Source organism: Streptomyces xanthii (assembly GCF_014621695.1).
GTDB classification, from domain to species: domain Bacteria; phylum Actinomycetota; class Actinomycetes; order Streptomycetales; family Streptomycetaceae; genus Streptomyces; species Streptomyces xanthii.
Window position 1 is genome coordinate 2,945,375 of sequence record NZ_CP061281.1, and the last position, 26,212, is coordinate 2,971,586.

24 protein-coding genes are annotated in these 26,212 nt (G+C 71.8%); 8 read left to right on the top strand and 16 right to left on the bottom strand.

Going from position 1 to position 26,212, the window contains the following annotated elements; translation table 11 throughout:
- Positions 1 to 3 precede the first annotated feature (3 nt).
- Entirely contained in the window at positions 4 to 762 is a 759-nt protein-coding gene (locus IAG42_RS13210; RefSeq protein WP_188337217.1) for an alpha/beta hydrolase, read from the top strand.
- Between the two features lies 1 nt (position 763).
- On the opposite strand, the gene IAG42_RS13215 is transcribed toward IAG42_RS13210, so the two are convergent.
- On the bottom strand, positions 764 to 1,831 hold the full coding sequence (locus tag IAG42_RS13215; protein WP_188337218.1) for a hypothetical protein: 1,068 nt from the start codon (positions 1,829 to 1,831) through the stop codon (positions 764 to 766).
- A gap of 125 nt (positions 1,832 to 1,956) precedes the next feature.
- Positions 1,957 to 2,925, bottom strand: coding sequence for a LysR family transcriptional regulator (locus IAG42_RS13220; protein ID WP_188337219.1), 969 nt, complete (start codon positions 2,923 to 2,925; stop codon positions 1,957 to 1,959).
- 63 nt (positions 2,926 to 2,988) lie between these two features.
- Here IAG42_RS13220 and IAG42_RS13225 point away from each other — a divergent pair, with 63 nt between their 5' ends.
- On the top strand, positions 2,989 to 4,299 hold the full coding sequence (locus IAG42_RS13225) for an MFS transporter (protein WP_188337220.1): 1,311 nt from the start codon (positions 2,989 to 2,991) through the stop codon (positions 4,297 to 4,299).
- Positions 4,300 to 4,452: 153 nt separating this feature from the next.
- Positions 4,453 to 5,433 carry a sigma-70 family RNA polymerase sigma factor gene (locus IAG42_RS13230; protein WP_188337221.1) on the top strand — a complete coding sequence of 327 codons (981 nt, stop codon included), beginning with the start codon at positions 4,453 to 4,455 and terminating at the stop codon, positions 5,431 to 5,433.
- Here the strand turns inward: IAG42_RS13230 and IAG42_RS13235 are convergent.
- Positions 5,341 to 5,754 carry an STAS domain-containing protein gene (locus IAG42_RS13235; protein WP_223205972.1) on the bottom strand — a complete coding sequence of 138 codons (414 nt, stop codon included), beginning with the start codon at positions 5,752 to 5,754 and terminating at the stop codon, positions 5,341 to 5,343. The genes IAG42_RS13230 and IAG42_RS13235 overlap by 93 nt on opposite strands.
- A gap of 122 nt (positions 5,755 to 5,876) precedes the next feature.
- Here IAG42_RS13235 and IAG42_RS13240 point away from each other — a divergent pair, with 122 nt between their 5' ends.
- Positions 5,877 to 6,803: an AEC family transporter gene (locus IAG42_RS13240; protein ID WP_188337223.1), complete on the top strand. Its 927-nt coding sequence runs from the start codon at positions 5,877 to 5,879 to the stop codon at positions 6,801 to 6,803.
- A gap of 4 nt (positions 6,804 to 6,807) precedes the next feature.
- On the opposite strand, the gene IAG42_RS13245 is transcribed toward IAG42_RS13240, so the two are convergent.
- The 9 genes from IAG42_RS13245 to IAG42_RS13280 all read right to left on the bottom strand — a co-directional run bounded on the left by IAG42_RS13245 (position 6,808) and on the right by IAG42_RS13280 (position 17,289).
- Entirely contained in the window at positions 6,808 to 7,392 is a 585-nt protein-coding gene (locus tag IAG42_RS13245) for a Uma2 family endonuclease (RefSeq protein WP_188337224.1), read from the bottom strand.
- A 96-nt stretch (positions 7,393 to 7,488) separates the two neighbouring features.
- A complete protein-coding gene (locus IAG42_RS13250; RefSeq protein ID WP_188337225.1) occupies positions 7,489 to 8,766 on the bottom strand; it encodes a thymidine phosphorylase in 1,278 nt (425 codons plus the stop codon).
- 116 nt (positions 8,767 to 8,882) lie between these two features.
- A complete protein-coding gene (locus IAG42_RS13255; RefSeq protein ID WP_223205973.1) occupies positions 8,883 to 9,293 on the bottom strand; it encodes a cytidine deaminase in 411 nt (136 codons plus the stop codon).
- Positions 9,290 to 10,552 (bottom strand): ABC transporter permease, encoded by a 1,263-nt coding sequence (locus IAG42_RS37980; RefSeq protein WP_223205974.1) that lies wholly within the window; start codon positions 10,550 to 10,552, stop codon positions 9,290 to 9,292. Before IAG42_RS37980 ends, IAG42_RS13255 begins: the two co-directional genes overlap by 4 nt.
- On the bottom strand, positions 10,549 to 11,709 hold the full coding sequence (locus IAG42_RS13260) for an ABC transporter permease (protein WP_188337226.1): 1,161 nt from the start codon (positions 11,707 to 11,709) through the stop codon (positions 10,549 to 10,551). Before IAG42_RS13260 ends, IAG42_RS37980 begins: the two co-directional genes overlap by 4 nt.
- A 2-nt stretch (positions 11,710 to 11,711) precedes the next feature.
- A complete protein-coding gene (locus IAG42_RS13265) occupies positions 11,712 to 13,319 on the bottom strand; it encodes an ABC transporter ATP-binding protein (protein ID WP_223205975.1) in 1,608 nt (535 codons plus the stop codon).
- A 133-nt stretch (positions 13,320 to 13,452) separates the two neighbouring features.
- Positions 13,453 to 14,508, bottom strand: a complete 1,056-nt coding sequence (locus IAG42_RS13270; protein ID WP_188337227.1) for a BMP family lipoprotein — start codon at positions 14,506 to 14,508, stop codon at positions 13,453 to 13,455.
- A gap of 237 nt (positions 14,509 to 14,745) precedes the next feature.
- Positions 14,746 to 15,801, bottom strand: a complete 1,056-nt coding sequence (locus IAG42_RS13275) for a BMP family lipoprotein (RefSeq protein WP_188337228.1) — start codon at positions 15,799 to 15,801, stop codon at positions 14,746 to 14,748.
- Positions 15,802 to 16,038: 237 nt separating this feature from the next.
- Positions 16,039 to 17,289, bottom strand: coding sequence for a M20 family metallopeptidase (locus tag IAG42_RS13280; RefSeq protein WP_188341356.1), 1,251 nt, complete (start codon positions 17,287 to 17,289; stop codon positions 16,039 to 16,041).
- A 125-nt stretch (positions 17,290 to 17,414) separates the two neighbouring features.
- Between IAG42_RS13280 and IAG42_RS13285 the strand changes: the two genes are divergently transcribed.
- Positions 17,415 to 17,834 carry a hypothetical protein gene (locus IAG42_RS13285; RefSeq protein WP_188337229.1) on the top strand — a complete coding sequence of 140 codons (420 nt, stop codon included), beginning with the start codon at positions 17,415 to 17,417 and terminating at the stop codon, positions 17,832 to 17,834.
- 1 nt (position 17,835) lies between these two features.
- Here IAG42_RS13285 and IAG42_RS13290 read toward each other — a convergent pair whose 3' ends face one another.
- The 4 genes from IAG42_RS13290 to IAG42_RS13305 form a co-directional block, all read right to left on the bottom strand.
- Positions 17,836 to 18,873 (bottom strand): hypothetical protein, encoded by a 1,038-nt coding sequence (locus IAG42_RS13290; RefSeq protein ID WP_188337230.1) that lies wholly within the window; start codon positions 18,871 to 18,873, stop codon positions 17,836 to 17,838.
- Between the two features lie 75 nt (positions 18,874 to 18,948).
- The gene (locus IAG42_RS13295) at positions 18,949 to 19,890 is read right to left on the bottom strand and encodes an N-acetylneuraminate synthase family protein (protein ID WP_188337231.1); all 942 of its coding nucleotides are present in this window, start codon (positions 19,888 to 19,890) and stop codon (positions 18,949 to 18,951) included.
- Between the two features lie 16 nt (positions 19,891 to 19,906).
- Positions 19,907 to 21,163 carry an acylneuraminate cytidylyltransferase gene (locus IAG42_RS13300; protein WP_188337232.1) on the bottom strand — a complete coding sequence of 419 codons (1,257 nt, stop codon included), beginning with the start codon at positions 21,161 to 21,163 and terminating at the stop codon, positions 19,907 to 19,909.
- A gap of 53 nt (positions 21,164 to 21,216) precedes the next feature.
- Positions 21,217 to 22,524, bottom strand: a complete 1,308-nt coding sequence (locus IAG42_RS13305) for a DUF6716 putative glycosyltransferase (protein ID WP_188337233.1) — start codon at positions 22,522 to 22,524, stop codon at positions 21,217 to 21,219.
- A 199-nt stretch (positions 22,525 to 22,723) separates the two neighbouring features.
- On the opposite strand from IAG42_RS13305, the gene IAG42_RS13310 reads away from it, so the two are divergent.
- The 3 genes from IAG42_RS13310 to IAG42_RS13320 are packed head-to-tail and all read left to right on the top strand — an operon-like array spanning position 22,724 to position 26,174.
- The gene (locus IAG42_RS13310) at positions 22,724 to 23,701 is read left to right on the top strand and encodes a glycosyltransferase family 2 protein (RefSeq protein WP_188337234.1); all 978 of its coding nucleotides are present in this window, start codon (positions 22,724 to 22,726) and stop codon (positions 23,699 to 23,701) included.
- Entirely contained in the window at positions 23,698 to 25,035 is a 1,338-nt protein-coding gene (locus tag IAG42_RS13315) for a polysialyltransferase family glycosyltransferase (protein ID WP_188337235.1), read from the top strand. The genes IAG42_RS13310 and IAG42_RS13315 overlap by 4 nt, the downstream gene beginning before the upstream one ends.
- Positions 25,032 to 26,174 carry an acyltransferase family protein gene (locus IAG42_RS13320; RefSeq protein ID WP_188337236.1) on the top strand — a complete coding sequence of 381 codons (1,143 nt, stop codon included), beginning with the start codon at positions 25,032 to 25,034 and terminating at the stop codon, positions 26,172 to 26,174. Before IAG42_RS13315 ends, IAG42_RS13320 begins: the two co-directional genes overlap by 4 nt.
- Positions 26,175 to 26,212 lie beyond the last annotated feature (38 nt).

Genomic DNA, 26,212 nt, shown 5'->3' on the forward strand with positions numbered 1-26,212 from the left:
GTCATGCAGCAGGAAGCGACGCAGGCCCGTGAGGCCAGGCTGGGCAAGGCGGTCGGGCCGGTGCCCGGGGCGGTGGGCGGCGTGGTGCTGCTGCTGCCCGCGGGCGAGGAGACCTCCACCCGGAGACCCTCACCGCTGTCGGCCACGGCCCTGCGCCCGCTGGCCCGCAGGCTCACCCGGGCGGGCCGCGCGGAGGGCCTGGTCACCCACACCGTGCACTATCGCGGGCGCGGCTGGAACGGGGCGCAGGCGGAGCTCGCGCGCGACGCCCGCTGGGCCGCCGACGAGGTCGTGCGCCGCTACGGGGACGTGCCGGTCTGCCTGGTGGGCGTCGACATGGGCGGGCGCGCGGCCCTGCACGCGGCGGACCACGAGGCCGTCGACTCGGTGCTCGCGCTGGCGCCCTGGCTGCCGGAGGACGACGTCGCCGTCTCCCCCGAGCCGGTGCGCCAGCTCGCCGGGCGCCGCGTCCTCATCGTGCACGGCACCGACGACCGCCGCACCGACCCGGAGCTGTCCTTCCGTCTGGCCGGCCGCGCGAAGAAGACGAACCGCGACGTGTGCCGCTTCGAGGTGCACTCCGACGGCCACAACCTGCACCAGCACCGCTCCGAAGTGGCCGCCCTGGCCGTCGACTTCACCCTGGGCACCCTCTTCGGGCACCCCTTCTCCCGCCCCCTCCAGGACGCCCTCGCGGCCCCGCCGCCGATCGGGTTGCGGATGCCGCTGGCAGTCGGTTTCGGCCAGTCCTTGGGGCTGTAGCTCAACCGCCCAGCGCGCCCAGCACCAGGGGCGCCGTCCGCTTGCCGGTCAGGATGAGCACCGGATGGGTGGTGTCCGTGCATTCGACCACCACGGGGTACTCGCGGGAGCCGGGGCTGAACTCCGGGTCCCCGACGAGGACTTCACGGACGCGGTGGGCGCGCAGGGTGTCCGGGAGCGGGAGGCGGGCGAGGCGGGCCTCGGGGTCCGTGCTCAGGGCGGGCGGGCCGTCGCCGACCACGAGGTGGACGTAACCGGGCCTGCTGTACGGGACGTCGCCGTGGACCAGCACGCGCAGGACCTGGCGGCGGGCCGGGACGGCCGGGGTGACGCGGGCGGCGGCCCGGCGCACCTTGCGCACGGCCCACCAGCACACGAGGGCGGACAACGGCAGGGACGCGGGGATCGACCAGGCCGTGAACTCCAGGCCGGACCAGATGCCGCGGCCCATCAGGAGGACCGGGAAGTTCACGCAGGCCACCATGATGCCCGCGAGGAGGCCGGTGGGCGGCTTCCAGGAGAGCGGGGCGCCCGGGGTCTCGGGGCGGAAGCGGAGCCAGGCCGCGAACCAGAGGGCGCCCAGGCCGCCGGACAGGAGCGCGACGCCGAAGGCGCCGGGCAGCCGGCCGTCGTGCACCGGGGACAGCTCGGCCTCGGCCACGAGGTTCCCGAGGCGCACCTCGCGGACCTCGTCCTCCCAGTACGTCACGGTGACCCGGCCGCCGGGGCGGGCCGCGGCGTGGACGGAGCCGTCGGACGGCATCCGCACCCGGTGCTCGGTGCGGGTCCCGGGGTCGGTGAGGACCAGGTAGTACTTCGTGGTCTTGCCGCCGGAGTCCTGCTCCTTGCGCAGGACGGTCGCCTCGGCCGTCACCCGGCAGGTGTCGGCGCGGGTCCCCTGCGGGCAGGGCGCGGCGGCCGCGTACGCGCGGTTGTCGGCCTCGGCGGGCACGATCAGGGCGAAGAGCACCGCGCCGAGCAGCACCAGGAGCGTGCCCACGTACGTGAAGCGGGTGCCGCGCCGTCGCATGCGGTCGCGGTAATCGTCGTGGGCCGGTATCCCGTTCACCCTGGTCCCTCCCCGTCCGGCTCCGGGCCGCCGGCCGGTGGTCCACCTTGCCCGGCGGGATCCGGCAGGGCAATTCGCGCGGCGGGCACCCGGGGCGGCCGGGGACTGCCGGGCTCCGGCAACGGCTACTCCGGAGGGGCCTGTTCCGGCAGGAGGCGGCCGCGGCGGGAGAGCAGGAACTTCTTGAACGCCGCGACCGGAGGCGTGTCCGGGTGTCCCTCCAGCCAGGCCACGCCGATCTCGCGCACCGCCCGCTGCCCGGTCACCGTCAGCTCGACGACCCCGGGGCGCGGCACGGCCGGCGGGGGCAGCAGCGCCACGCCGAGACCCGCCGCGACCAGGCCGCGCAGCGTCTCCGCCTCCTCGCCCTCGAACGCGATACGCGGCGTGAAGCCCGCCTCCGCGCACAGGTCGTCGGTGATGCGGCGCAGCCCGTAGCCGGGTTCGAGGGTCACGAAGGTCTCGTCGGCGGTCTCGGCGAGCCGGATCCGCTTGCGGCCCGCGAGCCGGTGGTCCTCCGGGACGACCAGCCGCAGCCGCTGCTCGTCGAGGCGCCGGGCCACCAGGTCCGGCGCGTCGGGCACCGGCGAGGTCAGGCACAGGTCGAGCTCCCCGGCCCGCAGCCGCTCCAGCATCGCCTCCCCGTAGTTCTGCACGAGGCTGAAGCGGATGCGGGGATGGTCGGCGCGGAAGGCGCGGATCAGGCCGGGCACCGTCTCGGTGCCCATCGTGTGCAGGAAGCCGAAGGCGACCTTGCCGGACTCGGGGTCCGCGTCGGCCCGTACGGACTCGGCGGCCTTCTCGACCTCGCCGAGCGCGCGCTCGACCGAGCCGAGGAAGGTGCGGCCTGCGGGGGTCAGGGACACGGTGCGGCCGTGCCGGGCGAAGAGGTCGACGCCCAGGTCCTGTTCGAGCCGGACGATCGCGCGGGACAGCGTCGACTGCGGGACGTTCAGCTCCTGCGCGGCACGGGTCACGTGCTCGGCGCGGGCCACCGCGGCGAAGTAGGAGAGCCGCGGCGCGAGCGACGTGACCATGTCTTCTGTGTCACCGGGCGGTGACAGGCGCGGCCGTGACCTGTGCTCATGCTGCATGGGAACGATTATGGCTGTTTCATGCATTGGACGCATCAGTCGGCGCGGGCCTACGTTCGAGGCATGTCTCCCGCCAGTAGCCAGGCGGCCGCCACCCACGCGGTCGCCGCCCCCGTCCCCCCGTCCAGCGACCCGCGCACCGACGACACGCGCATGGCCCCGGGCGGGCCCGGCTACCGCCGGATGAGCCTCGCCCTCTTCCTCGCCGGTGTCGCCACCTTCGCGCTCCTCTACTCCACGCAGGCCCTGCTCCCCCTCGTCTCCGCGGACTTCGGGGCGAGCGCGAGCACGGCCAGCTGGACGGTGTCCGGAGCGACCTTCGCGCTGGCGCTGTGCGTGCTGCCGCTGAGCGCCCTGTCCGAGCGGTTCGGGCGGCGCGCGGTGATGACGGCCTCGCTGTCGGTGGCCGTCGTGGTCGGACTGCTGGTCCCCTTCGCGCCGTCGCTGGGCGTCCTGATCGCGCTGCGCGCCCTCCAGGGCGCCGCGCTCGCCGGACTGCCCGCCTCCGCGATGGCGTACCTGGCGGAGGAGGTGCGGCCGAAGGCGCTGGTCGCGGCCATCGGACTGTTCGTCGCCGGCAACTCCATCGGCGGCATGAGCGGCCGGGTCGTGGGCGGCTGGATCGCCCAGGCCTGGGGCTGGCGCGCGGCCGTCGGCGTCATCGGCGTCATGGCCGTGGTCTGCGCGATCGCGTTCCGGATGCTGCTGCCCGCACCGAAGCACTTCACCCCGGGCTCGCTGCGCCCGCGCGCCCTGGCCCGCACGGTCGGCGGCCACCTCGCCAACCCGCTGCTGCGCCGCCTGTACGTGATCGGCGCCCTGTTCATGACGGTGTTCGGCGCCGTGTACACGGTGATCGGCTACCGGCTGACCGCCGCCCCGTTCTCGCTCCCGCAGGGCGTCGTCGGCTCGATCTTCCTCGTGTACCTCGTCGGCACCCTCTCCTCGGCGGCGGCCGGACGGCTCGTCGCGCGGCTCGGCCGGCGCGGCACCCTGTACCTCGCGGCCGGTACGACGATGACGGGCCTGCTGCTCGCGCTGGTGCCCGCGTTCCCCGTGGTGCTGCTCGGGCTCGTGCTGATCACGGCCGGGTTCTTCGCCGGGCACGCGACGGCGTCCTCGTCCGTCAGCCACACCGCCACGCACGGCCGCGCGCAGGCCTCCGCGCTGTACCAGTCCGCCTACTACGTGGGCTCCAGCGTCGGCTCGGCCGTGGGCGCCGTCGCCTTCCACGCGCGGGGCTGGGCCGGGACCGTCGGCCTCGGCTGCGTCGCCGTCCTCGGCGTCGTGTCGCTCACCGTGTGGGGCACGTACGCGGCGCGTGCGCGGCGACGCGGGGCGACTGCGGCGGCACGTACGGTGGCCGCCCACTGACCCACCGGCCCCGGGCCCTACCACAACGGCCTCCGGACCTGCGCATTTCGCGGGTCCGGGGGCCGTTGTCAGTGGGCTGCGGTAGCTTTCGAAGTGCTGGAGAAAGTGCTGGAGAAGAACTGGTACTCACAGCCGCTATGGGGGCGTTGGGACATGAGCGACACCGCGACGAAGCCGGAGCTCGAGGATCTGGAGAAGCACCGGGTCGAGCTGACCGGGTACTGCTACCGGATGCTGGGTTCGGCGTTCGAGGCCGAGGACGCCGTACAGGACACGATGGTGCGCGCGTGGCGCAGCTTCGACAAGTTCGAGGGCCGCTCCTCGCTGCGCTCCTGGCTGTACCGCATCGCGACGAACGTCTGCCTGGACCTGCTGAACGCGGGCAACAAGCGGGCCCGGCCGATGGATCTGACCGCCGCGGCCCCGCTCGCGCAGGCCGCGCTGACCCCGCGCCCGGACAATGTGTGGCTGGAGCCGATGCCCGACGCCCGCGTCCTGCCCACCGTGCACGACCCGGCCGAGGCCGCCGTCGCGAAGGAGTCGGTGCGGCTCGCGTTCGTCGCCGCGCTGCAGCAACTGCCGCCGAAGCAGCGGGTGGTGCTGCTCCTGCGCGAGGTCCTGGCCTGGAAGGCGACCGAGGTCGCGGAGCTGCTCGACACGACGGTCGCGTCGGTGAACAGCGCGCTCCAGAGAGCGCGGGCCACGCTCGCCGAGGCCCCGCCCGCCGACTCGGCGACGGCGGACCCGCTCGACGAGGAGCAGCAGAAGCTCCTGGAGCGCTACGTCGCGGCCTTCGAGGGCTACGACATGAAGGCGCTGACCGAGCTGCTCGCCGAGGACGCGGTCATGACGATGCCGCCGTTCGACCTGTGGCTGCGCGGCACCGACGACATCACCGGCTTCATGCTGACGATCGGTCACGAGTGCGAGAACTCGCGCCTGTTGCCGGTGTCGGCGAACGGGACCCCGGCCTTCGCGCACTACAAGCCCGACCCTGAGACCGGCGGATACACGCCGTGGGCCATCCAGGTCCTGGAGATCTCAGACGGCCGGATCGCCGGTTTCCACTGCTTCCTGGACCTCAGCAAGCGGTGGTTCCCGCTGTTCGGCGTCCCGGAGCACCTGGACGCCTGAGCCCGGATCGCTCGCACCCTCCGGGGCCAGCACGCCGTCGAGGCCGGTGAGGCCGAGCATCAGCGTGAGGCGAGGGGACGGATCCCGCAGCCGTATCCGTCCCCCGGCCCGCCGCGCGGCGAGCTGCATCCGGGCGAGCGCGTCGAGGGTGGCGAGGTCGGTGCTCGTCACGGCCGACACGTCGCAGACGACCGTACGGGCGTCCGCGCCGGCCGGGGCGCCGCGCAGGGCGGCACGGACCTGGTCGCACAGCAGCGGTGCGTCGCCGGCGCGGATCGGCCCGGCGAGCACGACGACGGAAGGGGTCGTTGAGGCAGCCACGTAGTCATGACCGTGCGGCGGCCCGGAACTCATCGGCGCCGGACGGACACCCGGCGTGTGCCGCGTCACGTCGGAGTGGATCACGTTGACCCGCGGCTCGCGCGCGGCCGAGGGTGGAGCCCGTGCAAGGGGTTCTGAACGGGTTCGCGGTCATCGCCGTCGTCATCGGCGTCGGCTATCTCATCGGCCGCAAGGGGTATCTCGGCGACGGCGGCCGGGACGTCCTCACGAAACTGGCCTTCCATGTGGCGACGCCGGCGCTGCTGTTCACGATGCTGGCGCGGGCCGACCTGTCCGTGATCCTCTCCCCGAGCCTCCTGGTCACGGCCCTGTCGACGCTGGCCGTCGCGGGGGTCTTCGTGTCGGTGGCGGTCGTACGCGGCTGGGGAGTGGGCCGCACGACGATCGGCGCGCTGTGCTCGTCGTACGTGAACTCGGGGAACCTGGGCATCCCCATCGCCGTGTACGTCCTCGGGAACGCCTCGCTGGTTGCTCCCGTGCTCCTGTTCCAGCAGATCGCGGTGACGCCGGTCGCGCTGACGATCCTGGATCTGGCGGAGGCGTCGGGGACACGGCAGTCGTGGTGGCGGCGGGTGCTCACGCCGCTGCGGAACCCGATCGCGATCGGGGCGCTCTCGGGAGTCGTGGTGTCGGCGACGGGGTGGACGGTGCCGGCGCCCGTCTTCGACCCGCTGAAACTCATCGCGAACATGTCGGTGCCGATGATCCTCATCGCGTTCGGGATCTCGCTGTGCGGGAGTGCGTGGCCGGGCGGGCCTGGGAGGGACCGGGTGCCGGTGCTGCTGTCCTCGGTGCTGAAGTCCGTCGGGCAGCCTGCCGTGTCGTGGGCGCTGGCGTCCTTCGTGTTCGGCCTGAGCGGGGCGCGGCTCCTTGACGTCGTCGTGACCTCGGCGCTCCCTGCGGCCCAGAACCTGTTCACGTACGCCAGCCGCTACGGGGTGGGCGAGAGGCTCGCCCGGGAGTCGATCCTGCTGTCGACGATGGGGTCGGTGCCGGTGCTCGTGGTGGTGGCGGCGCTGCTGGGGTGAGGCGTCAGGGAGTGGGGAATTCGCCGGTGTCGATCGTGAGGTCGAAGGGCGCGGGGAGCTGGAGAGGTTCCCCGAACTTCACGACGCTCAGCGTCCGGTACACGTCTCCGGTGGGATCGCCGTAGAGCGTGGACACGGGGCCTTGCCGCGACCAGCGGTCGACCAGCAGATAGAAGGGGATGCCCGCGGCGACGTACGCGGCGCACTTGCTGATGCGGTCGTTCCGCGCGTTGGACTTCGAGGTGATCTCGACGACGAGCTCGGCCATGGCGGCCGGGATGTGCGAGTCCGACTCCACGTCGTCCTGCCGGGGCGCCACGAGGATGTCCGGGATCAGCATCCCCAGACGGGACGGGACGGAAAGGGCGAGCGTTTGGTAGATCCCCCAGTCCTCCGGAATCACGGAGTACAGACGCCGCTGGATGTGCTCGGCGATCGCGTTGTGCTGGTACGCGGGTGAAGGTGACACGGTGATGGTCCCGTCGATGATCTCCACCTTGCTGCCCTCAGGCCATTCCATCTCCTCCCAGAACCGGACCAGTTCGTCCCAGCTCTGCTCGGGGTCATGGCGGACGGTGAGTGCGCTCATGGCGGTCTCCTTATCGGTGCGTCACCGAGTCCAGCATGCCGAACGGGACCGGCGGCGGTCCACCGATCCCGTTCACCCGAAGGGGGAAAGCGCAGGTCAGGCGATACGTTCCAGCACGATCGGCGCCGCCGTGAAGGGAGTGTCGGCGGGGGCGATGTCGTAGGAACCCGCGAGCGCCTCCAGGGCGTAGGCGAAGCGCTCGGGGGTGTCCGTGTGGAGGGTCATCAGGGCCTGGCCCGCGAAGACGGAGTCGCCGGGCTTGGCGTGGAGTTCGACGCCGGCGGCGGCCTGCACCGGGTCCTCCTTGCGGGCGCGCCCCGCCCCGAGCCGCCAGGCGGCCAGGCCGACGCCCATCGCGTCGAGACGGGTCAGGACGCCGGACTCCGCGGCCGTGACCACGTGCGTCTCCCGGGCCGTCGGCAGCGGGGCCAGCGGATCGCCGCCCTGCGCCGCGATCATGCCGCGCCACGCGTCCATCGCCGAGCCGTCCGCGAGCGCCTTCGCCGGGTCCGCGTCCTTCAGGCCCGCCGCGTCGAGCATCTCGCGGGCCAGCGCGAGGGTCAGCTCGACGACGTCGGCCGGCCCGCCGCCGGCCAGCACCTCCACCGATTCCCGTACTTCGAGCGCGTTGCCCGCGGTCAGGCCGAGCGGGGTGTTCATGTCGGTGAGCAGGGCGACGGTGGGCAGCCCGTGGTCGGCGCCCAGGCCCACCATCGTGCGGGCCAGTTCGCGGGCCGCGCCGAGCTCCTTCATGAAGGCGCCGGAGCCCACCTTCACGTCGAGGACCAGCGAGCCGGTGCCCTCGGCGATCTTCTTGGACATGATCGAGGAGGCGATGAGCGGGATGCACTCGACGGTCGCGGTGACGTCGCGCAGGGCGTAGAGCTTCTTGTCGGCGGGGGCGAGGCCGCTGCCGGGGGCGCAGACGACGGCGCCGACGTCCTCCAGGGTGCGCATCATCTCGGCGTTGGTGAGGTTCGCGCGCCAGCCGGGGATCGCCTCCAGCTTGTCGAGCGTGCCGCCGGTGTGGCCGAGGCCGCGCCCGGACAGCTGCGGCACGGCGGCCCCGCACGCGGCGACCAGCGGGGCGAGCGGCAGCGTGATCTTGTCGCCGACGCCGCCGGTGGAGTGCTTGTCGGCCGTGGGCCGGGACAGCGCGGAGAAGTCCATGCGCTCGCCGGAGGCGATCATCGCGGCGGTCCAGCGGGCGATCTCCGCGCGGTCCATCCCGTTCAGGAAGATCGCCATGGCCAGGGCCGACATCTGCTCGTCGGCGACCTCGCCGCGCGTGTAGGCGTCGACCACCCAGTCGATCTGCTCGTCGCTCAGACGGCCCCGGTCCCGCTTCGTACGGATGACGGAGATGACGTCCATGGCTTTCCTGCCTTCCAGCAACCGGCTCTGCTTGCGTGGGACGACCGACTCTACGCGCATAGAACCGGTCGGAGAAAGAGGGCCCCGCCAACTCGCCGGGGCCCTGGGGGTGCTGCTCAGTCCTGCCCGCGTCCGAGGTTCTCGGGCCCGAACGCGTCCGGCAGCAGCTCGGCGAGCGGCCGCACTCCGGACGCGGTCTCCAGGAGGAGGTCCTTGCCGCCGAACTCGTAGAGGAGCTGGCGGCAGCGGCCGCACGGCATGAGGATCTCGCCCTCGCCGTCGACGCACGTGAAGTGGGTCAGGCGGCCGCCGCCGGTGAGCCGGAGCTGGGAGACGAGCCCGCACTCGGCGCACAGGCCGATGCCGTACGAGGCGTTCTCCACGTTGCAGCCGGTCACCGTGCGGCCGTCGTCGACGAGCGCCGCCGCGCCGACCGGGAAGCCCGAGTACGGGGCGTACGCGTGGGACATGGCCTCGCGCGCGGCCGCGCGCAGGGCCTCCCAGTCGGTCACGTCGGCGCCGGTCACTTGCCCTGGCCCTTCCGGTACGGCTGTCCGTTCGCCTTCGGCATGCGCAGGCGCTGGGCCGAGAGGGCGAGGACGAGCATGGTCAGGACGTACGGCATGGCCGTGGCGACCTGGCTGGGGACGGAGTCCGTGGTGGCGTACCAGAAGAACAGCAGCACGGAGACGGCGAGCGTGACGACCGCGCCGGTGATCTTCTTCTTCCAGATCAGCCAGGCCACGGCGAACAGCGCGAGGACGGCGATCAGGAGCAGCAGCGCGTGCGTGTTCTCGGTGCCGCCGCGGACCTTGAGGGTGTCGCTGTAGCCGAACAGACCGGCGCCGAGGGCGAGGCCGCCCGGCATCCAGTTGCCGAAGATCATGGCGGCGAGGCCGATGTAGCCGCGGCCGCCGGTCTGGCCCTCCAGGTAGTAGTTGGAGGAGACCTCGGAGAGGAACGCGCCGCCGAGGCCGGCGAGCGCGCCCGAGATGATCACGGCGAGGTACTTGTACTTGATGACGTTGACGCCGAGGGACTCGGCGGCGACCGGGTTCTCGCCGCAGGAGCGCAGGCGCAGGCCGAACGAGGTGCGCCACAGCACCCACCAGGACACGGGCACGAGGGCGACGGCGATGACGGTCAGCCAGGACACACCGGTCATGATGCCGCCGAGCAGGCCCGCGACGTCGGATATGAGGAAGTAGCCCTGCTTGTTGAGGTCGGCCAGCGCGTCGGCGAGGCCGGGCACGGTGAACTCGCCGAGGCTCGGGACCGCCGGGGACTGCCGGGAGGTGGCGCCGTCCATGCCGTCGTAGACGAGGACGGACAGGTAGCGGGTGGCGCCGAGGGCCAGGATGTTGATGGCCACACCGGAGACGATGTGGTTCACGTTGAAGGTGACGGTGGCGAGCGCGTGCACGAGGCCGCCGAGCGCGCCGCCGATCAGGGCGGCGACGACGCCGACCCAGGGGCCCCACTGGTAGCCGGCCCAGGCGCCGAACCAGGTGCCGAGGATGAGCATGCCCTCGAGGCCGATGTTGACCACGCCGGCGCGCTCGGCCCACAGGCCGCCGAGTCCGGCGAGGCCGATCGGCACGGCGAGGCGCAGCGCGGTGGACATCTGGCTGACGGAGGTGAGGCCGTTCGCGTCGGTGATCAGGCGGACCGCCGAGACCAGGCAGAGCAGCCCGGCGACGATCAGCATGAGGACGGGAAGGCTGAGCCCCCGCCGTGCCGCCGGGGCAGCGGCAGGCGTCTTGTCGAGTGCGGGAGCCGTGCTCATCGGGCCGCCACCTCCTTCTTCGTGTCGTTGTTGTCGTCGCTGTCGTCGGGGCCCGCGGTGGCGAGGACGTGGCCCGCGGCGAGTTCGGCGCCGACCCTGCTCTGCTGGCGGCGGGTGCCCCAGACGCGGACGGACTCGTAGGAGACGACCACGGCGATGACGATGAGGCCCTGCATGATCGTGGCGATCTCGGAGCTGTAGCCCTGCAGGTCCAGCGGGTCGGCGGCGTTGAACAGCCACGACAGCAGGAGCGAGGCGAGGGCCATGCCGGCCGGGCTGTTGCGGCCGAGCAGCGCGACGGTGATCGCGTTGAAGCCGAGCGAGGCCGGGAAGGAGTCGGAGAAGGTGTGCGTCGAGCCGAGCAGCGTGGGCAGGCCCGCGAGGCCCGCGACCGCGCCGGACAGCAGCATCGCGGTGAGCACCATCTTCTTGGCGGAGACGCCGGAGGCGGCGGCCGCGGACTCGGAGGCACCGGAGGCGCGCAGGTCGAAGCCGAAGCGGGTGCGGTTGAGCATCACCCAGTAGACGATGCCGAGGAGCACGGCGACGACGACGAAGCCGTAGACGGTGCCGACGGTGTCGCCGAGGTTGATGCCGGGGAACCAGCCGGCCTTGTCCATCTCGCCGGTCGTGCGGTTGTTGCCGACGGCGACGCCGAACGCGTCCTCGAGGGTGAGGTAGGCGATGACGGACGCCGCGATCGAGTTGAGCATGATCGTGGAGACGACCTCGCTGACGCCGCGGGTCACCTTGAGGACGCCGGCGATGCCGGCCCACAGGGCGCCGGTGACGGCGGCCGACAGGATCAGCAGCGGGATCTGGAGGAAGGCCGGGAAGGCGATGTGCGCGCCGACGATGGCGGCGACGCAGGCGGCGAGCCGGTACTGGCCCTCGACGCCGATGTTGAAGAGGTTCATCCGGAAGCCGATGGCGACCGCGAGCGCGCCGATGTAGAGACCGGCGGCGTCATTGATGATGAGGACCTGGACGTCGGAGAACGTCGCCTGCTCGAACATGATCGAGAACGGCTCGACCGGGTTCTCGCCGGAGGCGAGCAGCACGAGCGAGGTCAGGGCGAACGCGACGACCAGCGCGATCACGGGACCGGCGGCCGCGAGCAGGATCCGCTCGGAGTCCCAGCGCTTGGGGTTGTTCATGGTCAGGCACCGTCTTCCGTGTGCTCCAGGTGGCCCGAGGCGGCACCGGTCATGGCGGATCCCAGCTCTTCCGGGGTGATGGAGGCCGGGTCGGCGTCGGCGACCAGGCGGCCGTCGTAGATGACCCGGAGGGTGTCGGACAGGCCGATCAGCTCGTCGAGGTCGGCCGAGATGAGCAGCACGGCCAGACCCTCGCGGCGGGCCTCGCGGATCTGGTCCCAGATCTGCGCCTGCGCGCCGACGTCCACGCCGCGGGTGGGGTGGGCTGCGATCAGGAACTTGGGGGCGTGGCTCATCTCGCGGCCGACGATCAGCTTCTGCTGGTTGCCGCCGGACAGGGAGGCGGCCGTGACGTCGATGCCGGGCGTGCGGACGTCGTACTCCTTGACGATCCGCGTCGTGTCGGCCTGGGCGGCCTTCGGGTCGAGCCACATGCCCTTGGAGTTGGGGGCCTCGGTGACGTGGCCGAGGATGCGGTTCTCCCACAGGGGCGCGTCCAGGAGCAGGCCGTGGCGGTGCCGGTCCTCGGGGATGTAGCCGATGCCGGACTCGCGGCGCTTGCGGGTGGCCCAGGAGGTGATGTCGTCGCCGAGGAGGGTGACGGTGCCGCTGTCGGCCTGGGTGAGGCCGATCAGGGTCTCGATGAGCTCGGTCTGGCCGTTGCCCTCGACGCCCGCGAGGCCGAGCACCTCACCGGCGTGGATGGTGAAGGTGATGCCGTCGAGGAGCGGCTTGCCGCCGCCGGGGGCGCACAGGCGCAGGTCGTCGGCCTGGAGCACGGGGCGGTCGGTGACCGTGGAGTCGGCGGTCTCCGGCGTGGGGAGCTCGCTGCCGACCATCAGCTCGGCGAGCTGCTTGGGGGTCGTCTCGGCGGGGACGGCGGTGCCGACCGTGGTGCCGCGCCGGATGACGGTGATCTCGTCGGCGACGGAGAGGACCTCGCCGAGCTTGTGCGAGATGAAGATGACCGACAGGCCCTCCGCCTTGAGCTCGCGCAGGTTGTCGAAGAGCGCGTCGACCTCCTGCGGGACGAGGACGGCGGTCGGCTCGTCGAGGATCAGGGTGGTGGCGCCGCGGTAGAGGACCTTGAGGATCTCGACGCGCTGGCGGTCGGCGACGCCCAGGTCCTCGACGAGGACGTCGGGGCGGACGCCGAGGCCGTAGCGCTCGGATATCTCGAGGATCCTGCGGCGGGCCTTCGCGCCGATCCCGTACAGCTTCTCGCTGCCGAGGACGACGTTCTCGAGGACGGTGAGGTTGTCCGCGAGCATGAAGTGCTGGTGCACCATGCCGATGCCGCGGGCGATCGCGTCGGCGGGCGAGGAGTAGGAGACCTGCTCGCCGTGGATGGTGATGGTGCCCTCGTCCGGCTTCTGCATGCCGTAGAGGATCTTCATCAGCGTGGACTTGCCCGCGCCGTTCTCACCGACGAGGGCGTGCACGGTGCCCTTGCGGACGGTGAGGCAGATGTCGTGGTTGGCGACGACGCCGGGGAACCTCTTGGTGATGCCCTTGAGTTCTACGGCGACGGCGGTCGGCGGGGAGCTTGACGTGGCGATGGCGCACTCTCCTGGGAAAGGGGGCCGGCTACACGCGTAGCGCCCCAACATCGGTGTGCGAGAAGTGGGTTCGAGCGACTTCGAGCGATGTCGAGTGGGTCGAGTGTTCGGACTGCGATGACGAGCAGGATCGCACGAACGGGGTACGGGGCAGAAGCGCCCCGCACCCCGGTTGTGGCACCGCTTACTTGGCGGGCTTGAGGTCGACCTTGATGGAGCCGTCGACGATGCCGGCCTGGGCCTTCTTCAGGGCCGCCTGGAGCTTCGCGTCGCTCTTGAACGCCGGGTTGGAGTCGGCCAGGGAGACCTCGCCCGACTTCAGGTCACCGGTGATGACGCCGGTCTGCGGCTTGCCGTCCTTGACGGACTGCGCCAGGTTGAAGATCGCCTTGGCGACGTCCTTCGTGGCGGAGGTGATGATCGCGTCCTTGTACTTCGCCAGGGCCTTCTGGCCGTACTGGTCGGAGTCGACGCCGATGGCGAGCTTCTTGGCGCCGGCGGCGGCCTCGATCACGCCCTGACCGGACAGGCCGGCCGCGTGGTAGACGACGTCGGCGCCGTCCTCGATCTGCTTCTCGGCGGCGGCCTTGCCGAGGTCCGGGGAGGCGAAGCCCTTGGCGGGGTCCTCGTCGAGGTACTGGACCTCGACCTTGACGCCCTTCTTGGTGTCCTTGACGCCCTGCTCGAAGCCGGCCTGGAACTTGTTGATCAGCGCGTTGTCGACGCCGCCGACGAAGCCGACCGTGTCGGACTTGGTCTTCAGGGCGGCGGTGACGCCGGCGAGGTAGGAGACCTCGTTCTCCTGGAAGACCAGGTCGGCGATGTTCTTCCCCTGGACCGAGGAGTCGTCGACGATGCCGAAGGTGACCTTCGGGTACTTCGCCGCGGCCTCCTTGACGGCCGGGGCGTAGGAGTAGCCGATGCCGACGATCGGGTTGTAGCCGGCCTTCGCCAGGTTCACCAGGCGGGCGGTCTTGTCGTCGTCGGACTCGCCGTCCTTGGGCTCCTGGTCGGCGACCTGGTAGCCGAACTCGCTCTTGGCCTGCTTCAGACCCTCGTAGGCGGCGTCGTTGAACGACTGGTCGCCCTTGCCGCCCACGTCGTAGGCGATGGCGAGGCCCTTCTCCTTGCCGCCTTCGGACTTGGCGGCGTCCGAGGACGTGCCGCCACAGGCGGCGAGGGCGAGGGCGAGAGAGGCGGTGGCGGTGCCTGCGACCGCTATGCGGGAAACCCGGCGCATTGAGAAGTGCTCCTTCGTACAAGCGCCGGGACAGCAGTGACCGACGCTGAGTTCGCCGCAGAGTAACGCGCGTAGACAAAACATAAAACCCCTAATGTCCAACCTGTTACCGGCCAGAAACGAGGCACGCGTCACACGCCCCGGAGGCCTTCGCGAACGCGAAGAAGGGCGGGCGCTGAAGGGATCAGCGCCCGCCCTTGACGTTGTACGTATGACGCGGCCCCCGCCGCGCCGGGGTCACTTCTTCGGCTTGGTGTCCACCTTGATCGTGCCGTCGACGATGCCCTGCTTGGCCTTGGCGACCGCGTCGGCGAGACCGGGGATGGTCTTGTACTGGGGGTTGGTCTCGGCCACGCCGACACCGTCGACCTTGAGGTCGAAGGTCTGCACGCCGCTGAGCGGCTTGCCGTCCTTCACCGACTTCGCCAGCGTGTAGACGGAGCCGCCGACCTCCTTGAGCGCGGAGGTGAGGATGTAGTCCTTGTACTTGTCGAGCGTCTTCTGCGCGTACTGGTCGGAGTCGACGCCGATGACCCACTTCTTCTGCTCGGCGGCCGCCTTGATCACGCCCTGACCGGACAGGCCGGCCGCGTGGTAGATCACGTCGGCGCCGTCCTCGAGCTGCTTGTCGGCGGCGGCCTCACCGAGGTCGGGGCTCGCGAAGCCCTTCGCGGGGTCCTCGTCGAGGTACTGGACCTCGACCTTGACGCCCTTCTTCGTGTCGGCGACGCCCTGCTCGAAGCCGGCCTGGAACTTGTTGATCAGCTCGTTGTCGACACCGCCGACGAAGCCCACGTGGTTCGACTTGGTCGCCTTGGCGGCGGCGACGCCGGCCAGGTACGAGGACTCGTTCTCGGCGAAGACCAGCGAGGCCACGTTGTCGCCCTCGACGACGGAGTCGACGATGCCGAAGGTCGTCTTCGGGAACTTCTTCGCGACGTCCTTCATGGCGGGGCCGTACGCGTAGCCGATGCCGACGACCGGGTTGTAGCCCGCCTTCGCCAGGTTGCTCAGGCGCTGGGCCTTGTCGTCGTCGGACTCGCCGTCCTTGGGCTCCTGGTCGGCCGTCTTGTAGCCGAACTCCTTCTGGGCCTTGACCAGGCCCTCGTAGGCGGAGTCGTTGAAGGACTGGTCGCCCTTGCCGCCCACGTCGTAGGCGATGGCCAGGCCCAGGTTCTTGCCGGAGCCGCCGTCCTTGTTGTTCTCACTGCTGGTGCCGCCACACGCGGTGGCGGCGAGCGCCAGACCCGTGACACCTATCGCGATCTGCGTAAGCCGCGTTACTCGACGCATCAGGAAGTTCCCCAATCATCCAACACGCCTGGTGTGGCGCTCAGTTCGGCGCACGATAACGCGCGTAGAACCACCGCGTAATGCCCTTGCCTGGGCCGTTATCGATTCGTGCCGCCCGCCGGTGACGGTGGGGTCCATCGTGGCGGCGAACGGTGACGAATCGGTCGCCGATCGGCCTCGGACGCGTCTCGCTCGGGGTGTCCGGGGCCGGTCGGGGCGGGCCGGGTCGGGCCGGGGTCAGGCCTGGGCGTCCAGGAGGGCGGCGGCCGTGAACAGCTCGACGCCGACCGTGATCGCGTCCTCGTCCGCGTCGAAGTCGCCCTGGTGCAGATCGCGGCTGGTCCGGTCGCCCGGGGCCTTCACGCCGAGCCGGGCCATCGCGCCCGGCACGTGCTCCAGGTACCAGGAGAAGTCCTCGCCGCCGAGGCTCTGCGTCGTGCCCTCCACGGCGTCCGCGCCGAGGCGGGCCGTCATCGCGTCGCGGAGCAGCTCGGTGACCGCCGGATCGTTGACCACGGGCGGCACGCCGCGGATGTAGTCGACGACCGGCTTCGCCCGGTACAGCTCGGCGATCTCCTGGATCGCCCCGTGCACCAGGTCCGGGGCCGCCCGCCAGGACTCCAGGTCCAGGCAGCGGACCGTGCCGGACAGCTCGGCATGCTGCGGGATCACGTTGCACGCGTGGCCCGTCTCCAGGCGGCCCCAGGTGACCGCGAGGCCCGAGCGGGCGTCGACGCGGCGGGCGACGACCGCGGGCACCTCGGTGGCGACCTTGGCGGCGGCCGTGACCAGGTCCGTCGTCAGGTGCGGCCGCGCGGTGTGCCCGCCGGGGCCGTCGAGCGTGACCTCCAGGCGGTCGCAGGCCGAGGTGATCGCGCCGGCCCGGAGCCCGATCCGGCCCGCGTCGACCTTCGGGTCGCAGTGGACGCCGATGATGCGGCGCACCCCGTCGAGCACCCCGCACTCGATCACGTCGGGGGCGCCGCCGGGCAGCACCTCCTCGGCGGGCTGGAAGATCAGCCGCACCGGGCGCGGGAGCCGGCCCTGGCGGTGCAGCTCGGCGAGGACGAGTCCCGCGCCGAGCACGACGGTGGTGTGCACGTCGTGGCCGCAGGCATGGGCGCGGTCCGGGACGGTGGAACGGTACGCGCAGTCGGTCTTGGTGTCCGGGATGGGCAGCGCGTCGATGTCGGCCCGCAGCGCGAGCATCTCGCGGCCGCCCTCCCACTCCCCCGTCTCCGTGCCGGTGCCGATGTCACAGACGAGGCCGGTGCCGATGCCGAGCACCCGCGGTACGAGTCCGGCGCGCTCCAGGCGCGCCTTGATCGCCGCGGTGGTGCGGAACTCCTGATTGCCCAGCTCGGGGTGCATGTGCAAGTCGCGGCGGAACGCGATGAGTTCGGCACGGAGCTCTGCGGGCAGGGTGCCGGGGAGGGATGCGCCGGTGGCGGTCTCCCCGGGCTCGTCGGCCTCGGACTCTCGGGACATCAACTGGTTCACCCTCTGAAGGGTAGGGCGGTACAGGGGTCAACCAACGCGCGATCAACAAAAGTTCAGCCGGATTGGGGTAAGAAAAACCGTCGGAGTCCGCATGCTGATCACCCGGGGCGGGTATGACCTCTCTTTCTTCCACCAGTGTCGGCGAACTGTGGGCCGACGGCCACCGGCTGCCGGCCGGGGACGCGCTGCATCTGCCCGACGGCAGGTCGTACCGCGTCGGTCTCGATCCGTCGGTCCCCGCCGGGTTCCGGCTCCTGGAGCGCGTCCCGGTGTCGGCGGAAGAGGTCGCGTACATCGACGGACTCGTCGAGGTGCGGCTGGAGGATGGCGGTGTGCTGTGGGGCGGCGAGGGGGATCACGGGTCGCAGGGGTTCGCGGCGCGGCTGACGGCGAGCGGGGCGCTGGTGTGGGCGCTGTTCCTGGAGGAGTCGAACCCGTTCACGCGGGTCGCCGTGGAGGGGCCGCAGGCCGTGTTCCGGTCGACGTCGGGGGTCGTGGTGCGCCTCGGTGTGGAGGGGCCGGGGCCTGCCTGAGTCAGACCGTGCGGACGCCGCGGGCCGATCCGGCGATGCCGCGGAGGAAGCCCTGGGCGTGGTCGGAGACGCCCTCGCTGAGCCAGCTCGGGTCGATCTCGCAGACCGCGACCTTGACGCCGGTGCCCTCCAGGGCGATCGGCAGGGTGTGCACGACCGTGGACGGGAAGCTGAGGATCGTGCCGCCGATGGGGCCGCGGCGGGCGATCAGTTCGAGGGGCAGGTCGGGGCGGACCACTTCGAGGCCGGTCTCGCCGGCGAGACGGTGCAGTTTGTCGGCGCTCTCGCGGCGGTGCGCGAAGTAGCGGGTGGCGCCGTGCGCGGCGGCCAGGCCGCCGACCGCCTGGAGGTAGCGGTCGAGGTCGACGACCCCGGTCTCGACCAGGGACGTGCCGACGAGGTCGGCGCCGCGGGTGATGCGGGGCGGGCCGAAGCGGGCCCGGGTCCAGGCGTAGGCGTTCGTGGTGACGGTGACGCCGTCGGGGGCCTCCTCGACGGGCATCGAGGTGAACAGGGAGACGGCGGTGCGGCCGGGCGCCGGGGTGAGTCTGCGGCGGGCGGCGGCGGACACGGGGGCGAAGACGAGGTCGCGGGGGCCAGGGCGGCCGCCGCGCCGGTGCCACCGGACGAGCCGCTCGCCGCGGGCCAGTTGGGCGACGAACTCCATGGTCGCGGTGCCGTCGTCGACGACGACGAGGTCGCGGGCCCGGGTGATGGTGAGCAGCAGCTGGACGTAGCGGGAGAACGGGTCGCCGATGACGATCCGGTCGGCGGCGCGCAGGGCGCCGGCGAGTCCGCCGATGGTCTGGAACGGGGCGGCGGGTCCGCCCCGCGCCTCCTCCCAGCGCACGGTGTGCCCGTCGGCGCGGGCGAGCTCGGCCATGCGCCGGAGCTGGCCGCGGGTCATCGGGTCGGTGGGCGAGAGGACCACGACGGTCGCCTCGGCCCCGGCCAGGTGAGCCCACTCCAGGACGTTGAGAAGCTGCACCGGGCTCTCGACGAAGCACAGCGTGCTGCTGAACGTGCTGCTGCTGGACATGCGGCCCCCTCCTGAGGGACACCGAGACGGTCCGGCGCCGGGATCTCGGGCGCCGGACCGTCGGGGTGGTGAGGGTCAGACGCCGACCGGCTCGCCGGCGGCGTCGGCGATCTCCGACTCGGCGACGACGCCCGCGACGCGGCGCAGCTTCTTCATCGGGCCGAGCTCGGACTCGTAGACCTTCTTGACGCCGTCGCCGAGGGAGGCCTCGATGGTGCGGATGTCGCGGACGAGGCGGGTGAGGCCCTGCGGCTCGACGGAGGCGGCCTGGTCGGAGCCCCACATGGCGCGGTCGAGGGTGATGTGGCGCTCGACGAAGGTGGCGCCGAGGGCGACGGCGGCCAGGGTGGTCTGGAGGCCGGTCTCGTGGCCGGAGTAGCCGATCGGGACGTTCGGGTACTCGGCCTGGAGGGTGTTGATGACGCGGAGGTTGAGCTCCTCGGCCTTGGCCGGGTACGTCGACGTGGCGTGGCAGAGCAGGATGTTGTCGGAGCCGAGGACCTCGACGGCGTGACGGATCTGCTTCGGCGTCGACATGCCGGTGGAGAGGATGACGGTGCGGCCGGTGGCGCGCAGGGCGCGCAGCAGCTCGTCGTCGGTCAGGGAGGCGGAGGCCACCTTGTGGGCGGGGACGTCGAACTTCTCCAGGAAGGCGACGGCCTCGGTGTCCCACGGGGAGGCGAACCAGTCGATCCCCTTCTTCTTGCAGTAGGTGTCGATCTGGCGGTACTCGTCCTCGCCGAACTCGACGCGGTGGCGGTAGTCGATGTACGTCATGCGGCCCCAGGGGGTGTCCCGCTCGATGTCCCACTGGTCGCGCGGGGTGCAGATCTCGGGGGTGCGCTTCTGGAACTTGACGGCGTCGCAGCCGGCTTCGGCGGCGGCGTCGATCAGCTTGAACGCGTTCTCCAGGTCGCCGTTGTGGTTGATGCCGATCTCGCCGGTGACGTACACGGGGCGGCCGGGGCCCGCGGTGCGCGAACCGAAGGTGCGGAGGCGGGAGTTGTCAGCAGACATGTGGGTCACACGTTCCTTACTTGTTTTCGAGGGGTTCGAGAGAGTCGCGAGAGGTGAGGGAGGGGCCGAGGATCCAGCCGGCGATCTCCCGGATCGCGCCTTCGCCACCGGGGAGGGTGGTGACCGCGCGTGCGGCGCCGCGCACGACGTCGTGGGCGCTCGCGACCGCCACGGGCCAGCCGGCGACGGCGAAGCTCGGGAGGTCGTTGACGTCGTTGCCGACGTAGAGCACGCGCTCCGGCGCGATGCCCTGTTCCTCGCACCACTGCTTGAGCGCGAGGTCCTTGCGGTCGATGCCGTGCAGGACCGGGATCTTGAGCTTCCGGGCCCGGGCGGCGACGACCGGGTTCACTTCCGTGGACAGGATCAGCATGTGGAGGCCGCTCCTGCGGAGGGCCGCGATGCCGAGTCCGTCACCGCGGTGCACGGTGACGAACTCCCGTCCGTCGGCGTCGATCAGCACCTTGTCGTCGGTCTGGGTGCCGTCGAAGTCGAGGACGACCGCGTCGACGTCCTCCCGGGTGGGGAGGGTGCGTGCCGCGGTGTCGAAGAGGGGGGCCAGCGCGCGGGCGCGGGCGAGGTCGTGCGGGTCGTCGATCTCCAGGACCCGGGCGGGGTCGGTGCGGACGAGTTCCGTACGGCCGAAGAAGCGGTGTTCGTGGCGGCGGAAGCCGCGGGCGTCCATGGCGTAGACGGCGCCGGTCTCCAGGAGGTCCTGGGGGCGGTCCTGGCGGCGGGGCCGGAAAGACTTGTCGTGGTTGACGCCGTGGCCGCCGGGTTCCTGCCCGCTCTCCGCCGTCCCCTCGCGCCACACGAAGCCGTGGAACGGGGCGACGGTCAGGGCGCTGTCGGCGCCTTCCTCGACGACGGCGCGGACGACGCCGTCGATGTCCTCGCGGACCAGGAAGGGGCTCGTGCACTGGACGAGGAGGACGACGTCGACGGACGCGCCCTGGAGCCCTTCGTGGGTGTCCATGGCGTGCAGTACGGCGGCCTCGGAGGTGGCCGTGTCGCCGGCGATGGCGGCGGGCCGGGTGACGACCTCGGCGCCGGCCTCCCGGGCGGCGGCGGCGATGGCCGCGTCGTCCGTGGAGACGACCACGTCGGTGACGTACCGGGTGGCGAGGCACTCGCGCACGGCGCGGGTCACGAGGGGGACGCCGCCGACCGGGGCGAGGTTCTTGGCGGGCACCCCCTTGGATCCGCCGCGGGCGGGGATCACCGCGAGCACGCGGCGTACGGGAGCGGCGGTGCCGGCGTCGGGGTCGGTCATCTGCGCTTCTCCTTCGGGCAGTCGGGGGCGGTCGGAGCGGTCTTCGGGGGCGGTCACAGTTCGCCCATCCGGCGGATCACGGGGGCGACGCGCTGGACTCCGTGGCGGTAGGCGCCGCGGGCGGCGCGGCGCACGACCCGGCGCACGGCCGAGGGGTCGCGGTCGCCGGCCGGGGCGCCGGGCAGCGGGCTGCCGTCGGGCGCGAGGTGGTGGCGGGCGAGGATCCGCGGCAGGTAGCCGGGGGCCGTGGTGGGGCTGTAGTAGGGCTCCAGGGGCGGCCGGTCGGCGGCGAGCAGCGTCTCGACCCTGGCGCGGGCGCCGTCGAAGGCCTGCCCGTACGTGCCGTCGGCGGCGACGCCCTGCCGGGCGACCCAGTCGGGGTCGGGGGCGGGCAGTTCGCCGGCGTCGATCCGGTCCCAGGACAGCAGGCAGCCGGAGCCGGTGAAGTGGTGGTTGCCGAGTGCCTCGCGCACGCCGAGGTCGGTGAGCAGCACGGTCGGGATCCGCCGGTGCAGCGCTTCGAGTGCGGCGGTGGAGCTGACCGTGACGAGCAGGTCGGTGCGGTCGAGGACCTCGCCCATGTTCCCGTACACGAGACGGACGTTGGGCGGGAGTTCGAGGCGCTGGGCGAGCTTCTGGTAGGGGGTCTCCTCGATGTGCGTGGTGTGCTCGCCGGGCTTGCTGCGCAGCTTGAGGAGCACCTCGCGGTCGGGGTGCGCCTTCGCGTGCCGCACGAGCCGTTCGAGGAGGTACCGGCGGTCGGCGACGGTGTCCGGAACGGACGGCTGGGCGGCGAAGACCACGGTGTACGGGTCGTGCGGCTTGTCGTAGGGGGTGCCGCCGAGGAAGGGCAGCGCGCACTCGGTGACGGAGCCGGCGTCGGCGCCCACGCCCTCGTACACGGCCCGGAACCGGTCCGCGTCGTAGGCCGAGTTGGCGAGGACGACGTCCGCGCCGTGGCGCAGCAGCAGACCGTCGGCGAGCTTCTCGTAGACGACGCCGACGTAGCCCGTGACGACGACGGGCCGGCGGGTCACGCCGCGCCAGGCGTGGGCGAGACCGTGCAGTACGGCCTGGACGGCTCCGCCCACGAGGGCGAGGACGACCACGTCGTACTCTTCGGGTGCGCGTTCCATCTCGCGCAGGAACTCGACCGCGGTGACCTCGCGCAGCCGGTCGGCGCGCACGCCGACCTCGGTGAGCTGGCGGGGGGTGGGGGTCGCTCGGCCGCGCAGCAGAAACCCGTCGAGGGCGACGTCTTCGCTGCGGAGCCGGGCCGCGGTCAGGGCACCCCATTTCCATCGGGTGTCGGAGTCCGCGAGCACGGCGACCCGGGGGGTCTTCTCGTTCCTTGCTGGCACGTCGAGAAAGTTAGGAAGGCATTTCGAGCCGCGGCCCAACCGGAGTGCAACAAACGGTTAACAGCGCACCGACGAATGGGGAATCGGCCCGGGATTCGGGCCGCGCCAGGGCTGGTTCACGGTCCCGCCACACGTCGTTCACCTGGCATCAAGGTGACGGTCAAGACGAATGCCGGGCGGGCCGCCTAACGTCACGGACGTGGTCAAGCTCTCCGTCATCGTGCCGTTCTACAACGTGCAGCAATACGCGCCAGACACGCTCCGAAGTCTGCGCGCCAACACACGTGAAGACTTCGAATTCATTCTCGTCGACGACTGTTCCAGGGACGAGACCCCGGACATTCTCGCGCGCGCCGAGCGCGAGCTGCCGGGCGCGGTCGTCGTCAGACACGAGACGAACGGGGGACTCGCCACCGCGCGCAACACCGGCCTGGACCGGGCGCGCGGCGAGTACCTGACGTTCCTGGACGGGGACGACTGGCTCGCGCCCGGGTACTACGGGCAACTGGTGTCCGCGATAGAGGGCCTGGGCTGCGATTTCCTGCGCACGGACCATGTCCAGTGCACGGCGCGGGCGCGGTCGGTGCACCGGGTGCCGCACGGACTGCGCGACGTCGTCATGGACCCGCGCGAGGCGATCCTGCCGGCGGACCGCTCGACGTCCGTCGACTACGCGTACGCGTGGGCCGGGATCTATCACCGCAGGCTGGCCGACCAGGGGCTGCTGCACTTCACGGACGGGCTGCGCACCGCGGAGGACCGGCCGTGGATCTGGCGGCTGCACCGCGAGGCGAAATCCTTCGCGGCCGTCGGACTTCTCGGCGTCTTCTACCGGCGCGGGGTCGCCTCTTCACTGACCCAGATCGGTGACGTACGACAACTCGATTTCATTCGCGCATTCGACCAGGTCGTACGGGAAACCGCGCAGGACCGCGACGCCGACCGGCTTCTTCCGAAAGCGGTGCGCACTTATTGCGCCATCATTTCCCATCATCTGGGATCCATCGAAAGGTTCGAACCGCCCGTGGCGCGGAAATTGAAGTCCCTCAGCGCGGCGGCGCTCAAGCGCATGCCGCAGCAGGTGCTGGACGACGCGCTCGACTCGATGGACGTCCAGCGGGCGACCCGGCTGCGCCGCCTGCGCCGCCGCCCCGTCAGTGCGGAGGCCGCCGCGTGACCACCCGCATCCTCCTCGCCTCCACGCTGTACGGCACGGCCACGCTGGCGGCGGCGCTCGACGCCGAGGCGTTCACGCCCGTCGACCGCACGATCCTCCTCGTCGCCAACAACGCGGCGACGCCCGAGACGACGCCGTCGGTCGACGTGATGCCGGGCTTCGAGCGGCTGCGCGACCGGTTCGACGACGTGCTGTCGTGGAACGAGGCGATCGCCCCGTTCCACCCCGGCGGCTGGGCGCCGCGCCCGGACGATCTCCCCCTGTGGGAGCACTACTTGAGGCTCCTGTGGAACCTGGGCGACGACGACGTCGAGCTCGCCGTCGAGTCGATCCAGGTGAACCCGGCCATGGCCGTCGCGCAGATCTTCACCGGCGCGCCCGTCGACGTGTACGCGGACGGCCTGATGAGCTACGGCCCGACCCGCAACAAGATCGACCCGCTGGTCGGCACCCGGGTGCGCCGGCTGCTCCATCTGGACCTGGTGCCGGGGCTGCGGCCGCTGCTGCTCACCGAGTTCGGCGTCCCGCCGGAGATCGTCCCGACGGAGGCCTTCGTCAAGGTCCTCGGCGAACTCGGCGACACGGCCGACGCGTTGCCCGAGGTCCCCGGCGAACCGGCCCTGCTGCTCGGCCAGTACCTCTCCGCGCTCGACATCCTCAGCGCGGAGGAGGAAGAGGAGCTGCACGTCCGGATGATGCGCGGGGCCGTCGAACTCGGCCACCGCAGCATCGTGTTCAAGCCGCACCCGACGGCTCCGGCCCGCTGGTCGCGCACGCTGGAGAAGGAGGCGGAGGCGCTCGGCGTCGAGCTCACCGTCCTCGACACCCCGGTCCTCGCCGAGGTCCTCTACCAGCGCACCCGCCCGGCCCTCGTCGTCGGCTGCTTCTCGACGGCCCTGCTCACGGCCTCCGCCCTGTACGGGATCCCGGTCGCCCGGGTCGGCACCGAGACCCTGCTCGACCGGCTCGCCCCGTACCAGAACAGCAACCGGGTGCCCGTCACGATCGTCGACGCGCTGCTGCCCGAGCTGGGCGACCGCGCGGGCGTCGCCTCCCAGGAACAGGGCTTCTCCGTCTCCGAGTTGACGGAGCTGCTGCGGGCGGTGGGCTTCGCGATGCAGGCGAAGATCTACCCGGACCTGCGCCCGGCCGCCGAGCGGTACCTGTCCGCGCATCTGAACGCGCACACCTGGCGGTACTTCAAGCGCCGTCGGCTGACCTCGCTCGGCCTGCCCGGGGCCGTCCCGACCCAGCTCGCCTTCATCCCGCGCAACGCCGCGGTGCGCCGGGTGGCGCGGCGGGCCCGATCCTTCAAGCGAGCAGCCCTCGGATGACCGTCACCGGCACGACCGCAGCCTCCGCCATACCCGTCCCGGACGGGGTGGACACCGGCCCGCCGCCACCGGCCGCCCCGCGTGCCGTGCCGCGCCTGTACGCCCTCGACGGGCTGCGGCTCGTCGCCGCGCTGATGGTCGCGGCCTACCACTACGGCGGGCGGGGCGGCGAGGTGTCCCGGGCCTGGGGCAGCTCACCGGCCGAGCAGTTCCCCTCGCTGCACGGCTGGTTCGCGTACGGCTGTCTCGGGGTGCAGATCTTCTTCGTCATCAGCGGGTTCGTGATCTGCATGAGCGGCTGGGGCCGGCCGCTGCGCTCCTTCTTCGCCTCGCGCGCCTCCCGGCTGCTGCCGTCCTACTGGGTGGCGATCGTGCTGGTCACGGCGGTGTTCGCGCTGCCGGTCGTCGCCTACGAGGCCGTCGGGCCCAGCGACGCGCTGGTGAACCTGACCATGCTCCAGCAGCCGCTGGGCGTGGACCGGGTGCTCGGGGTGTGCTGGACGCTGTGGGCGGAGGTCCGCTTCTACGCGCTGTTCGCCCTGTTCGTCGTCCTGCCCGGCGCCTCGCGCCACCGGGTGCTGCTGTTCTGCGCGGTGTGGACGATGGCGGCGGCGCTGGCCGACGCCGCGAACGAGCCGCTGCTCGAACTCGTCCTGATGCCGGAGTACGCGCCGTTCTTCATCGGCGGCATCGGCCTGTACCTGGTGCACCGGGACCGGCGTGACGTCACCGCGTGGGGCGTCGTCGCGGTCGGCTGGCTCGTCGGGCAGCACTACGCGGTGGCCGGGCTGTGGCACGCCCCGAACCCGGCCTTCTTCTCCTACCGCCACACCTCGGTGATCATCGCGGTCGTCACCCTCGGCTTCGCCGCGGTGGCCGCGGTCGCGCTCGGCCGGCCCCGCTGGGCGAACTGGCGGTGGCTGACGGTCGCGGGCGCACTGACCTACCCGTTCTACCTGGTCCACGAACACCTGGGCTGGGTGACGATCGGCTTCCTCCACCAGCGCGTGGGCCTGCCGTCCTGGGCCACGTTCGCGGGCACGATCGCGGCGATGCTGACTCTGGCGTGGCTGCTCAACCGGTACGTGGAGGAGTGGGCCACACCGCGGCTGCGGAGGGCGCTGGCGCGGCGGGGGTGACCCGCCACCACCCGCTTCTGTTCGCGGCGAGCCCTTCC